The sequence below is a fragment of the Parabacteroides caeci genome, from assembly GCF_023656795.1.
Lineage (GTDB): Bacteria > Bacteroidota > Bacteroidia > Bacteroidales > Tannerellaceae > Parabacteroides > Parabacteroides segnis.
The window spans coordinates 42,954-56,668 of the sequence record NZ_JAMOKT010000034.1 but is presented as its reverse complement, the minus strand read 5'-3'; the positions used below and the strand labels follow the sequence as shown (position 1 = coordinate 56,668).

Here is a 13,715-nt window from a genome sequence, read left to right as displayed (position 1 = left end):
GATATGTGAAAGAAGAGAAAGAAGGGGCAAATACGTTGCCTGTAGATGCCCCTTGTTATGTCATATAATTAATAACCCGGATTTTGCGGGAAGTCGGCACCTGTATTAGAGTCAATGATAGATTGCGGGATTGGCCACAAAGTATGATCATTGTCTATTTTATTGCTGCGAGAGTTGTACTTTTTAGTACGTTCTACTAATTTGCCTGTACGGACCAGTGTAAAGCGGCGCAGTTCTTCACCAACCAATTCACGGATACGTTCATCCAACAAAAAGTCCATTGTGGCCTGAGAGGAATTGATTTCCGGAGCACCGGCGCGTTTGCGTACAACGTTGATTGCTTCTGCTGCCCCTTGTGTGTTACCTTGCTGCAAACGAGCTTCGGCCAATAACAGGTAAGTTTCTGCCAGGCGGAACTTCATACGGTCTTTGTTGTTTCCTGCGTAAGCTGGATCATCGTCTGTTTTACCATAGTTGAACTTGGTGATAGTTGGGAAAACAGAGCATTTAGCCCATGTATCTTCTGTAATTTCACATTTTTTGCCAAACAGTTCAGGTGTTGCCGGATTGTTGTAATACCAGTCTCTCTTAATATTATATTTAGAGTTACGCATATCCGTAGGAGCGTAGAAGTCTTCACTTTCGATCCACCATTTGAACGGAACGATTTGAGCCAGACCACGACCGCCCAGTGAGTCACACAATACAAAACCTGTCTCATTCCAGTACTTAGGTACCCATGCACGTTTAGTCCAGTCTTCATTGCTACCGCCACCACCAGGAGTATTGTATTCTAGCTGCATCACCCAGATTGTTTCCATATTACCTGCTGTACGGTTCTGGTTGTATTCGAGGAACATATCAGAGAACACGTCACCGGGAGCCGATTTGTTTACCCCGAAACGTTCTGTCATCAGGTGGAAATAACCACAATCTATCACTTGCTTGGCTGCAGCTTCTGCTTTATCATATTGTCCGGCCATTAAGTACACTTCGGATAGTAGTTGGATAGCTGCCCATTTGGTCAGTTTACCCACTTCGTTTACATTATCCGGGTTCTCCGGCAAATTATCTGCAGCAAATGTCAGGTCTTCGATCATGTGATTCAGCACTTCTGCTTTCGGTGTACGGGTAAAGTCTATGCGGAAGTCGCTTTCGATTTTATCTATATAAGGAACATCTCCGTATAGGTAAACCAAGTAACGGTAAGCATAAGCACGGAAGAAACGTGCTTCAGCTTGGAAACCGATTTTATCTGTCGGTGCATCCCAGTTTTCGTTTTTATCGGCATAGGTTAATAATTCGTTGACAGATGCGATCAATCCGTAAGACCACTTCCAGTAGTTTTCGACGAATGTCAGTGAAGGTGTGATGGCCAGTGTTTCGAAAGGAACCAGTGAGCCGTCGCCATGACCGGTATATACAATGTCTGTTGCTACCTGGAACGATTCGTAGGGACAAGCCTGTCCTAATGTCGTCGGTGATGTACCCCAGGTATTGAATTCTGAACGTGCCCACGCATACAATCCGTTTACACCAACCTGGAAACCGTATGTGCTGGTATAGGTATTATCAGGAGCCAATTCCTTTTTCAGATCTTCATTCAGGAAATCGGAACATCCTGTTGTTGTGATCAGTAAAAATGCTGCGGCTGCAGCAGCTAATATATTTTTCATATACTGTATTTGTTTGTGAGATTAGAAAATAAGATTTAAGCCCAGCATAAAAGAACGTGCTGTCGGATAACAGGTTATAATGTTTGCATTGTAATCTGTTCCGTCGAAGTTCAACGCATTCTTTACGTTGCTGAATGTATACAGGTTGTTAACGCTCAAATTAACGTTTAATGCAGAGATTCCAACCGGATTGAGAATTGTTTTCGGAATGTTGTAACCTAATGTGATGTTCTTGATGCGTACATAATTCATCTTTTTGTAGAATGAATGTTTGTCATAAGGAACATAACCCGGAGAGGTCATAGCATTTGTCGGATTTTCCGGAGTCCAGTAATCCATGCCGCTGATGTAGTTGTATTTAGAGCTCCAACGGTCGAAGTTGTAATCGATCATTTCTTTCCATGCACCGAATACTCCGTTCAACAGGAACGAGAATGTGAAATCCTTATATGTAAATGTATTGCCTAATGACATCGTGAAACTCGGTAATTTGGAACCAATGATCTTTTTATCTTTGGCTGTGATTGTACCGTCGCCGTCTACATCTTCCAGTTTGGCATGTCCGGGTTTTGCACCTTTCTGTATTTCTTTTCCGTCTGCGTTCAAGAAGTTATCATCTTCCTGCCATGTTCCTATTACATTATAATCATAGTAAACTTTTACCGGTTCACCGATAAACCATTTGTTAGTGATATCGTCTTTACCGTCTCCGCGAAGTTCGATGATCTTATCACGGTTTAGAGAGAAGTTGTAGCTGGTACTCCAACGGAAGTCCTTGTTTTCCATGTTTACAGAGTTCAAGGCCAGTTCGATACCAGTGTTGCGTGTTTCACCGACATTGTCCATGATGGAGTTGTAACCGTTCATGATAGGAACCGTACGGCTCATCAATAGGTCAGAAGTCTTTGAAACGTAGAAATCGATGCTACCTGACAGGCGGCTGTTGAAGAAACTAAAATCGACACCGGCATTGACTGTGCGGGTTGTTTCCCATTTCAGGTTTGGGTTACCGATCGAGTTGTATGATAAGATCACACCATTCACTGTTGTTCCTTTATCTCCCCAGATGTAGTTTGTCAGTTTCAAACGGTCAAGTGTCTGGTAAGCCTTGATAGCCTGGTTACCGTTAGAACCCCATGACAAACGGATCTTTAACATATCCATCCAGCTGTTTGTGCTTTCCATGAATTCTTCGGAAGAGATGTTCCATGCAGCGGCAAGAGACGGGAAGAATGCATATTTGTTGTTTGTACCGAATGCAGAGTAACCGTCCGAACGACCGGTTGCAGTGAACAAATATCTATTTGCATAATTGTAGTTCAAACGTAACATATAAGATAACATAGCTGTTTCAGTCAGTTCGGAAGTAACGGTTTTGTTTTCTTCCGCACCAGCCATGTTGTGATATTCAGAATCGTCGTTTACGAAGCTGGTTCCTTTTTGTTCGGATATTTCCTGGGATGTCTGCTGCATACTGAACAAACCGGTTGCATCGAATTTATGCTTGCCTAACTGAAGTTCATACTTTAATACATTTTCCCATGTATAATCCCAGTCGTGTTGGTTCTTGATAGCGGCTGAACCGTTCTTCGCTTTACCAGTCACAGTGTTACGTCCGTAGTAAGACGCTTCAAACTTGTTACGGTAGTTGTAACCGAAGTTGGTACGGAAGCTCAATCCTTTTATCGGAAGCTTTGCTTCTGCATAAGTAGAAACAAAGATGTTACGGGCTGTTTTATCGCTTGTTGCTTCCAAGTCAGCTAAAGGGTTGGGGTGTAAAGTCTGATCCATCGGATAGAAATTTAACGAACCGTCGCTGTTATACGGCTGGCCGTAAGGAGATTGACAAAGAGCGTCGGAAATACCGGCCTGAATGCCACCGTATTCTTTCTGAACAGCTTGGGTAGCCATGCCGATAGTCAGCCAGTTTCCCAATTGCTGTGTAATATTTAAAGCGATGTTTGTACGTTTCATACCGGTGTCTTTTACTACACCTTCCTGGTTCAAACGAGAGATAGAAGCCATGTAGGTAGTCTTTTCCGTACCGCCTGATACGCTGATCTGGTGGCTGTTGGTCAAAGCTGTTCTGAAGATTTGATCCTGCCAGTCTGTTTCAATACCGTTTTTCCAGTTTTCAATTTCACTTACGTTTAGAATATCTTCCGGATTTTTGATCACACCGTTATAGTTCATATATGCCCATTGATCCTGAAGGAACTTTACGTATTCCGGACCTTTCATCACATCAACACGACGTTCAGGCTGGGAGAGACCGATCTGTCCTTTATAGCTGACAGTTGCCGTTCCCTTTTTTCCTTTTTTAGTCTGGATCAAAATTACACCGTTTGCACCACGAGAGCCGTAGATAGCGGCAGAAGATGCATCTTTCAAAACAGACAGGTTTTCGATATTATCAGGATCAATGTCACCTAGCGAGCCACTGTAAGGGATACCGTCCAGAACAATCAATGGAGAGTTGTCGGCCGTCAGTGAGTTTTCACCACGAACGCGCAATACCTGATCTTCCGAAGGACTAGCTTTCTCCATAGTGATATTCAAGCCTGGGACCTGTCCAGCCAGTTTATCCATCAGGTTGTTGGTTGAAACCATCTGAAGTTTTTCATTACCGACAGCCACGATACCGCCTGTCATATCCGACTTTTTCTGTGAACCGTAACCGATAACGACAACCTCGTCCAACTTTTCAGTGTCTTCAGATAAAATAATTTTAAGAGGAGCATTGCCGCTTACCTGCATTTCCTGTGATTGGTAGCCAATGTAAGATACAATTAAAGTAGAACCTTTGGGTGCTTCAAAAGAGAAATTACCGTCTACATCTGTAATAGTTCCGATAGTAGTACCTTTTACCAGAATGTTCGCTCCAATGATCGGGTAATTATCAGATCCGGAAATGACTGTTCCGGAAATTTTGATGTTCTGCGCATATACCTGTACAGATATAAACGCCATAAAAAAGAATAATAAAGAAAGAATTCTGTTCTTTCGTTCTGCTGCCTTTTTACAGGGGGGCAGGTTCCCGCTCAGTTGTCTGCTCATGCTTTTCATAATTTGTTTGCGCATTAAAACAATTTAAGTAATTAACCAGGGGTTATTTTATTTTTTTGTGTCAAAAGAATGAAATATGCGTCATGTGTACGAACAAAATTGTCTCAAAAGGATGTATTATCGTCTCAATGCACTAAAAAATATGTAATTTCTATAAAATTACTCCTTTAGTTTGTAGATTTCTCCAGCAGCCATCAGGAGTGCGCCAGTGCCGTAAAGTTCCGTCATATCCCGGGTTACTTTTTTAGGATCGGCTCCGACCGGTTGTACCCAACCTAACTTTCCGTCCGGTTCGACAGCGGAGACAAGCGCCTTCCATCCTTTTTCGATAACTGGGAGATATTTATCTGCCGGGAGATACCCTTGGTTTACACCATAGGCCAGTCCGTAAACGATAAATCCGCTGGCACTGGTCTCAGGAGAGGGATAGCTGTCCGGGTCTAAAAGGCTGGCATGCCAGAAACCGTCTTTATTTTGCAGTCCGGCCAGGCGTTCACTCAATTCGCGGAACAGTTGCAGGTAGAAGGGGCGGTATTCGGTATCATTCTCCGGTAGTGTTTTCAGTATTTCTGCCAGTCCGCCGATCACCCAGCCGTTGCCTCGTCCCCAGAACACTTTCTTGCCGTTCGCTTCCTTCTGACTGAAATAGCGACTGTCACGGAAGAAGAGGTGTTCTTCTTTATCGTATAAGTGGTTATAAGTGGCTTTGAATTCGGCATCGGCGAAAATCATGTACTTTTTATTTCCGGTGAGGGTGTATAGGCGGGTGTATACTCCCGGTGCCATAAAGAGTGCGTCGCACCATGACCATCGTTCGTAGGAGAGAGGTTTGCTGTAGTCTATATCCAGGCCGCCTTTGGAAGGGTTGTTGATTACCCAGTCGATACGCGCTAGGGTAGGAAGCAGCATTTTCTCCTCCTTATATTTATTGTACATATCGATATAGGTCTGTGAGACACATACATCATCGGCATGATACATACGGTCGGCTACCTGCCAGTACTGGCGGTTGAACACTTTCTTCAGCCAATTGAAGTATTCTTCCTCTCCGCTGAGTTCAGCCCAGTCATACATTCCGAGATAGAGAGCACCGGCTATCCATCCTTTGGGTTCCTTGACGGCATATGGATTATTGGGGAATTCCTTTATTTGCCAGTCTGCTACTTTACGGGCTACGGAAAGTATTTCTGCCTGGTCGAAGCCGAATGGTTTTTCGGCCGGTACGGGGGCGGCCCATGAAGAGATTGTTACGAAGCCAAGCATCATTGCTGCGGCAATGTGTTTAAACGGCATTAATTTAAAATTCATAAATCAGTTCTTTTATATTAGATTAATAAGCATAATCAAATGAATAAAAGAACTGACTCATGAAAAAACATTATCATCCCAAATGTGAGTACAAACGTCTCATTTCTCCTGATACTCTGTGGGTGACATGCCGTAAACTGCTTTAAAGCTGCGTGCGAAGTAAGATCGGCTGCTGAAACCGATGTGCTGGGCGATCTCGGATATGTTCATATTCGACTCTTTCAGAAGTTTAGCCCCTGCTTCCAGACGGATATTCTTGATCAGTTCGATGGGGGAGAGTCCGGTAACAGCTTTTACTTTCCGGTAGAAGTTCGCACGGCTCATACCCAATGCTTGGTAGATAACCGAGACATCCAGTTCTTGGTTTGAGATATTTGCCTTTACGATATCTATATATTGCGTCAGGAAGTCATTGTCTTCATCCGGCTCCTCTACACCCAGGTTACGGAGAGTCAGTGACTCTCCGTAAATGCTTTTCATCTTCTCCCGTAGCGAGAGCAAGTTTCTGACACGTGCCTTCAATAAGGATACCTGAAACGGTTTCACAATGTAATCGTCCGCTCCGGCTTCCAGACCCTCTTCGACCTGCGACACCATCGACTTGGCGGTGAGCAATATAACTGGTATATGGCAGAAATCCTGGCTTTCCTTGATCCGTTTGCATAATTCGAGCCCGTTCATCTCCGGCATCATCACATCGCTGATCACGATATTTGGGAAAGTACTTTCCAACTGTTCCAGCGCATCTTTGCCGTTGATGGCTTTCATGACGGTGTAATCGGGCTGTAGTTGTTGTTCCAGATATAGCAAAACTTCCTGGTTGTCATCTACAAGTAGTACGGTTTGTTTATTGCGGGCTTCCGTTTCTTCCACTAGCAGGGCGACCTTTTTGCTGATTTCAGACGGATGTGAGTTTATGGTTTCCTCTTCCTTCTTTATGTCCTGCATCTCAGTGTCAGGCAAAAGGATCTGGAAGTTTGTACCTTTTTCTTCGGTACTGTCCGTCCAGATGCATCCCTGGTGTTGCAGAACGATGGAGCGGGTCAGGCTGAGGCCTATACCCGTGCCTGCTACCTGTTTGTGTATATCTTCCTCTGCCCGGTAGAAAGGTTCGAATATCTTTTCTGCTTCCTTTTTATTAAATCCTTTACCTGTGTCAACGATTTCTATCAACAGATACGACGGCTCGATCAGGGTTGAGGATTGCTGCTCGGGAAACATCGGCAACGTTTCGCACTGCCCTTGGGAGATCCGTTTGATACGGAGCGTGACATTTCCGTTCGCCGGCGTGAATTTGAATGCGTTGGATAGCAGATTGAAAAAGACTTTCTCTATCTCCGCCTCATCATAACAGGTGAAGTAAGGCTCGGGCAGTTCATTTTTCAAAGTGAACTGAATATTCCGGTTATGGGCTACACTTTCAAACGAATGATACATTTCCTGGATAAAAGCGGAAAAGTTGAACCGTGTCTTTTGCAGGATCGATTTCCCGGCCTCATACTTTTGGATATCCATCAGGTTATTTACCAGCAGCAGCATTCGTCCGGTATTCTTTTTGATCATCTGCAACGCTTCTTTTACTTCCGGTGAGAAGGTGACCCGTTGGAGAAGATCGTTCAGCGGATTGATGATTAATGTGAGGGGAGTTCTTAACTCATGGGAAAAGTTGGTGAACATCCGCATGCGCTCTTCATGCAGTTCGTTCATTCGTTCCTGTTCCAGTTGTCTGTATTTTTCTTCTCGTTCCCGTTCGTGTTTACGATGTTGCCAGCGGATAATTAGCGTAATAATTAACGACAAGATACACAGATAGAGTGAATAAGCCCACCATGTTTTGTAAAAAGGAGGGTTTACGGTAATATGTAATACCGCTTCTTCCGGGTTCCAGACACCATCGTTGTTTGCAGCTTTTACGCGGAAGGTATATTTACCGGGTGACAGATTACTATAGTAAGCCTCCCGGCGGTTACCGATATTATGCCAGTTATGGTCGGCCCCTTCCATCATATAAGCATATGAATTATCCTCGGAGTGGATAAAGTTGAGGGCTGAATAGCGGATGGTGATATTACCCTGGCTGGCTTTTAACGTGATGTTGTTATTATATTGCAAAGGCAATAACTCCTGGTAAGTCGGCAGGCCTTCCGGGTCTTCCTGGCTGTTTATCAGTAGTGAGGTGACATAGACAGGAGGTCTGTTCGGATTTGTTAATACTTTTTGCGGGTTGATGGCCAGGATACCCTGGTTCCCCGGGAAATAGAGGGTACCGTCGTTTGATACACAATTGTTTGCATATAATGAGTATTCCTGTGTCGGGCTGTCGACCGGTTTTACCAGCTCGAATTTGTTTTCAGGGCGGTTCAACTTATATAATTCTTTACCGGTAACGACCCATATATCTCCGTTTTTATCGATCGAAAGTGAATTGATGTAACTTTCTGATAACCCGTTTTCTTTCTGGTAGTTTTGTATCAGATTCAGGTTGCTGTCGAGGCGGAACAGACCTCCTTTCGTAGTGGCTATCCAAATGAATTGGTTGTCATCTTTCAAGGCTCCCGATATACTTCCCAGCCGTTTTCTCTTATCGCCGTTCTGGAGCAGGGAGGTAAGGTCGGTAGCCGTTTCCTTGTTCATGTCGTACACAAAAACACTGTCGGATATTGCTCCGAATAAGAAAACGTCCGGTTCCAGTTCTTTAATCAGGCACATTCCCCTGAATTGTTTTTTATGACCGTTTACATTAAAATAACTCGTTGTTTTTTCTTTATCGGCCATGACGGTTTGATCAGGGGTGTTGGTCGGTATCCACAGCCGTTGTTTGCTGTCTATATATAATGTATTGATGTCATTATATTTATAATCATGTATTTTTTTGTACTGTTTGTCCCGGATGGAAAAGAGATAGACCGAGCCGAAGTGGGTGGAACATAGAATGGAATCTCCTTGTATCAAGATGGATTTAAGGATATTTATTTCATAATTTCCGGCCTGTAAAGGTTTGATGGGGTAGAGTTTTTGTTCTTCGGTGCGCGGATTATAGTAAAGTAATCCGGCTCCTTCCGTTGCGAACCACATATTTCCGTTGCTGTCTTCTCGTCCTTGTCCAATAATACCGGCAAAAGAGTTGGTGGTGATAAAGGAAGCAGGCCTGTAAAAGGGACTGTGATAATTGACTCCGGCCGAGTAGGTCCCTACCCATAGTGTCTGGTCACGGTCGATCAGCATGCTATGGATGGAATAATGGCTGAGTGCTCCTTTTGCCTTCATATCCATATTGATCGGAGTGATAATCATGTTTTGGGTGTTCAGTATATTCAGCCCTCTGAAAGTCCCAATCAAGATAGAGTCCTTGCTTAATACGGTGAGATGGCGGACTGAATTATTGTTTAACCCCGAATTATCCGTGTTCAAACGGGTGAAAGTTTGTTCCTTTTTATTGTAGAGGCACAATCCGTTTTCATTGGTACCAATGAAAACAGTATTACCGGGTCCCGGTAATAAGGCCGATATTGTACTGATGGGTAATGTTTGCTGATTATTAGAACTGTCCGGTAAATAATGTTTCTTCAGCTTCCAGCCGGAAGTGAAAATGTACAGTCCTTTATCTTCTGTTCCGATGAAAATATCTCCGGCATTATCTTGTGCAATAGAATGGATCGGTGATTCCATTTTTGTCAGATAGGGCATTTCCTCTACCGTTTTGTCAGAATTGCATTTTAATATGCTCCGCGTGGTGAAAGCATATAACTCACCGTCTGCATGGCGGAGAAAGTTATTGACAGCATTCGTTGTTATCTGCGGATTGATGGCCTGCGGATAGAAGCGGGAAATCTGCTGTGTCTTGTAATCGATGCAATTGACTCCGTTGGAAGTCCCTATCCATATATTTTTGTTTTTGTCTTCACTTATTTTACGGATATAATTGTCACTGATCGATGCCGGGTTATTTACTTCGTTCTGGTATACTTTAAATTCATAACCATCGTAACGGTTTGCTCCGTTACGTGTCCCGAACCATATGTATCCTTCCGAATCCTGAAATATACTGAGAATAGATACCTGCGAAAGCCCGTCTTCAACTCCGAGATGGGAAAAAAAGAAAGGGTTTTCGTTTTCTGCATATATAGTGATGAGGTGCAGGGACAGGATCAGGGTAAGCATCAGTCTGTAGATAACTCCCATATTTATTCCTCCCTGGTTTTTAGGCCATATTGTGCATTGGCGCGATACCCCAAACGGACAATCTTTTGCTCATCCAACAATGTCCGGAGATCTTTCAAGGCGATATACTTCGAGCAACCATTGATGGAACGGCATTCGAGGGTAGAGATCGTGTTGTTCTGCTGTATGTAATTCAATATATTCGTTTTCCGCTTCTCTTCCGTGTATCCTTTCAGACGGCTTGGTTCGTCGGCCCGTTCCACTTTCATATAACGCAACTCCTTCTTCAGTTCGTTGGAGCAGCGGAACACTACTTTGTTGAACCTCACCAGATGAGGTGTGATCTGTTTTTCTGTGGGCAGAGACGGACATTTCAGGGAGGCATTGAACGTACCCAATCCTTCCAGTTCGACGATATCCCCGTATTTCAGGTGAAAGGCAATCCGGCTTTTCACTGCTTCCAGCATTCCTTTTACATCCGAAGAAGAGAAGGAACTGATCTGGGAAATCTCTTCGCAAAGCGCATCGATGCGCACGGTGTACTGGTTTACCTGACGAGCATGAAGATTATCTCCCTTCCCCGGATTCTTAAATAGGTTATAAGTGGCTGACATAGGCAGTGTTGTTTAAGTGTGATATCCCGGTTGTAATCAACCTTGTTCCGGACATAATCTCAATTATAACCGATATAATCTTACTTATATCGGTACAAAAGGTTTGTCCGACCCCTGTAAAACAGCTGTTCGACGGAGGTGGAACAGCTGTCTGACAAGAGTCGGCTAACTGTTCGACATCCGTCGGACAATCTTTTCTTCAGCACCAAAGATACTTAATATAGGGACAACCTGTATCTTTGAAGGGGATATTTTTTATTGTCTCCTACTTGCCGTCCTGCAGCTTCCCGAAGAGATTGAATATCTGTAGTACGCTTTCTTTGTCTTTGACCGGTATCAATAGGATACTCTTTTCTGTTTTTCGTCGTCTGCTTTGGGGGGTTAAAGGAAAAGATGGCAGGACGATTATCAATAACTGGTGGTGGCAATGGGGGAATAAGATTATTTTATTAGATTTGCAATTCAGTTGCAAGCGAATTCAACTATTGGGGATTCTCCGGTAACTGTATCCGAAAGAACGAATCAGGAGATTGAAAAAGGAACGGTTATGGACAATATAGAGAAACTTTATGGCGAATGGTTATCTTTGCAGCCTTTGAAAGAAGAAGACAGTATTCGTTTGAATCAGAAATTCATGTTGGAATTCAACTATAATTCCAATCATATGGAAGGAAATACGCTGACTTATGGCCAGACAGAACTCTTATTGCTATTTGGGAAAGTGATCGGCGAAGCCAACATGAAAGACTTGGAAGAAATGAAAGCACATAATGTCGGCCTGAAAATGATGCAAGTAGAAGCTGCAGAAAAGATTCATCCTTTGACGGAAACCTTTATCCGCCAACTTCATCATACTCTTTTACGCGAAGATTATACAGTTTATCGCAGATTGCCTGATGGGACAACGACTTCGTACGTCATTCATGCCGGATGTTATAAGACTCGTCCTAATTCCGTAATAACCGTTACCGGAGAGTCTTTTGAATATGCTTCCCCGGAAGAAACACCGGCTTTAATGAATGATTTGGTACAATGGTATAATAAAGCGGAAGTGGCCGGAGAGATGTCTCCGATAGAGTTGGCAGCCGTGTTCCATTATCGGTATATTCGTATCCACCCTTTTGAGGACGGAAACGGTCGTATAGCCAGATTGATGGTGAACTACATTCTTTCCCGTCATAATTACCCAATGATTGTAATTAAAACAAAGGATAAAGCGAACTATTTACGTGCTCTAAGTGCAGCGGATACGGCTGTCGGCTCTATCCCAGCCGAAGGTGCTAAGGCTTCGTTTGGACAAATAAAGCCGTTTATTAATTATATGAAGCATGTTTTGGAGGAGGAACTTGATATCGGACTTAAAATTATTCACCGGCATTCCGGTAAATTGTGGTATATGAATGGTGAAGTCATTTTGTTCAGAAGGCCTGTTACTGAAAAAATAATAGAGCAGATATCTTCTAACCCTAAGATTACGGTGCGTGAATTATCTGACGCACTTACTATAAACAAATCGGCTGTTCAGAAAGAAATAAAGGAGTTACAGAATAAAGAGTACATTAAGCGTGAGGGTGGAACACGTGGACGTTGGCACGTCTTAATCAATTGTACCACTTAAAATGGTGGTACAATCGAAAATGGTGGTACAATCGAACGAATTAAGATCAATTAATTAAAAACATCATACCCTTATGCCTGCATTTCATTCTATAGAAGAACTCCTCAAAACGCTTAGTCGCGAACAACGGTTGTTGAAAGAGTTGTTTGCGAAGCGAAAGATACTTTCGTTTCGTTATGAGGATGCGCTGGCTTTGGTGGACTATAAGGAAGAACGTATCCGGAAGTTGGTCGATTCGGAGGTCGTCAGGGAGAACGGTTCGTTTCTCGAACTGGAAGATTCCTATTTGCAATTCTTCGAACAGATACTGGAGGTGAACGAGGAGATCAATATTTCGTTCGTCCATGAACATATCACTTATCTGAAAGATACGATATCCTATTTTCTTCAGGAAAACAACGAGACACAACGATACAGCTATCTGCGGAATATCAAACGGACACTGCGTAACATCGCCGTCACGACTCTTCGCAATGTGATCGACCTGAAACGGAATGTTGATAATACCTTTAAAAGCGAACCCAATTATAAGATAAAGAAACAGAAGCTGGTGCGCCTCGATGAAAAGCGCGAAGGCATCGAGGCGTTGATTCGGACGACAGAGGAACTTATCAACGGAAATGAGGAAGCCTTTTTCTGTATTGCTACGGATGAGGAGCTGGGGCATATTACCGATATGCTGAGGCTTCAGTTTTACGAATGCAGCCACAACCTGATCGAGATCCAGAAACAGATTATCAGTTATTTGAATCAAATCGAGTATCAGAGCCGGATATTGGTAAAAGTTCGCCAGCTGAAATACCTGAAAGACCAGTTTGAGTTGGAAAGCAAGACGAATATCCGGGAAGTGCTGGCAGCCAAAGATCCCGTTTGCTTCGAGCCGTCGCCCACTTATCCGCTTCGTTTGTCGGTCGATTATCTGCGCAGCGGTGACGATGTGGTGGAAAGTATCCGTAAAGTATTTGTCCGTGTGAAGAAAAATGGTCGCCAGGCGAAGAAGATTGCTGGTAACATTGCCGGTGATTATCTTGTGACGCAGACGACGGAAGAAATATTTATCAATCTGGAAGAGGTGAAGAACGCGTTTCTGGCTTCGGGTAGCGACCTGTTCACTTTCGTGATGACTTACCGCTTTCCGAAAGAGGTAGATATTGACGAGCGTATCACCTTCTACTGTCAGATCATCTCCCAGTATTACGACGATTGTTCGGTCACTGACCGGTATGCTTCGGCCTATGGGGTCGAATATACTTTGGTGTATCCTAAATAAAT

General features: G+C 43.6%; 7 protein-coding genes. 2 read left to right on the top strand and 5 right to left on the bottom strand.

Features of this window, described 5'->3' with window-relative positions; all coding sequences use genetic code 11:
* Nucleotides 1-68 precede the first annotated feature (68 nt).
* From NBH15_RS16835 to NBH15_RS16815, 5 genes are all read right to left on the bottom strand, one after another.
* A complete protein-coding gene (locus NBH15_RS16835; RefSeq protein WP_244051256.1) occupies nt 69-1,676 on the bottom strand; it encodes a RagB/SusD family nutrient uptake outer membrane protein in 1,608 nt (535 codons plus the stop codon).
* 21 nt (nt 1,677-1,697) lie between these two features.
* On the bottom strand, nt 1,698-4,733 hold the full coding sequence (locus NBH15_RS16830) for a SusC/RagA family TonB-linked outer membrane protein (RefSeq protein WP_250823128.1): 3,036 nt from the start codon (nt 4,731-4,733) through the stop codon (nt 1,698-1,700).
* A gap of 168 nt (nt 4,734-4,901) precedes the next feature.
* Entirely contained in the window at nt 4,902-6,050 is a 1,149-nt protein-coding gene (locus NBH15_RS16825) for a glycoside hydrolase family 88/105 protein (protein WP_443146944.1), read from the bottom strand.
* Between the two features lie 99 nt (nt 6,051-6,149).
* Nucleotides 6,150-10,232, bottom strand: coding sequence for a hybrid sensor histidine kinase/response regulator transcription factor (locus tag NBH15_RS16820; RefSeq protein ID WP_250823127.1), 4,083 nt, complete (start codon nt 10,230-10,232; stop codon nt 6,150-6,152).
* A gap of 2 nt (nt 10,233-10,234) precedes the next feature.
* Nucleotides 10,235-10,825, bottom strand: a complete 591-nt coding sequence (locus NBH15_RS16815; protein WP_128133690.1) for an HU family DNA-binding protein — start codon at nt 10,823-10,825, stop codon at nt 10,235-10,237.
* Nucleotides 10,826-11,372: 547 nt separating this feature from the next.
* On the opposite strand from NBH15_RS16815, the gene NBH15_RS16810 reads away from it, so the two are divergent.
* Both NBH15_RS16810 and NBH15_RS16805 read left to right on the top strand, forming a co-directional pair.
* The gene (locus tag NBH15_RS16810) at nt 11,373-12,443 is read left to right on the top strand and encodes a Fic family protein (RefSeq protein WP_128133691.1); all 1,071 of its coding nucleotides are present in this window, start codon (nt 11,373-11,375) and stop codon (nt 12,441-12,443) included.
* A 73-nt stretch (nt 12,444-12,516) separates the two neighbouring features.
* A complete protein-coding gene (locus NBH15_RS16805; protein WP_128133692.1) occupies nt 12,517-13,713 on the top strand; it encodes a hypothetical protein in 1,197 nt (398 codons plus the stop codon).
* Nucleotides 13,714-13,715: the final 2 nt, after the last annotated feature.

Excerpts from the sequence above, each read along its gene's own strand:
- NBH15_RS16835 (WP_244051256.1), bottom strand. The coding sequence starts at position 1,676 with ATGAAAAATATATTAGCTGCTGCAGCCGCAGCATTTTTACTGATCACA.
- NBH15_RS16830 (WP_250823128.1), bottom strand. The coding sequence starts at position 4,733 with ATGAGCAGACAACTGAGCGGGAACCTGCCCCCCTGTAAAAAGGCAGCA.
- NBH15_RS16825 (WP_443146944.1), bottom strand. The coding sequence starts at position 6,050 with ATGAATTTTAAATTAATGCCGTTTAAACACATTGCCGCAGCAATGATG.
- NBH15_RS16820 (WP_250823127.1), bottom strand. The coding sequence starts at position 10,232 with ATGGGAGTTATCTACAGACTGATGCTTACCCTGATCCTGTCCCTGCAC.
- NBH15_RS16815 (WP_128133690.1), bottom strand. The coding sequence starts at position 10,825 with ATGTCAGCCACTTATAACCTATTTAAGAATCCGGGGAAGGGAGATAAT.
- NBH15_RS16810 (WP_128133691.1), top strand. The coding sequence starts at position 11,373 with ATGGACAATATAGAGAAACTTTATGGCGAATGGTTATCTTTGCAGCCT.
- NBH15_RS16805 (WP_128133692.1), top strand. The coding sequence starts at position 12,517 with ATGCCTGCATTTCATTCTATAGAAGAACTCCTCAAAACGCTTAGTCGC.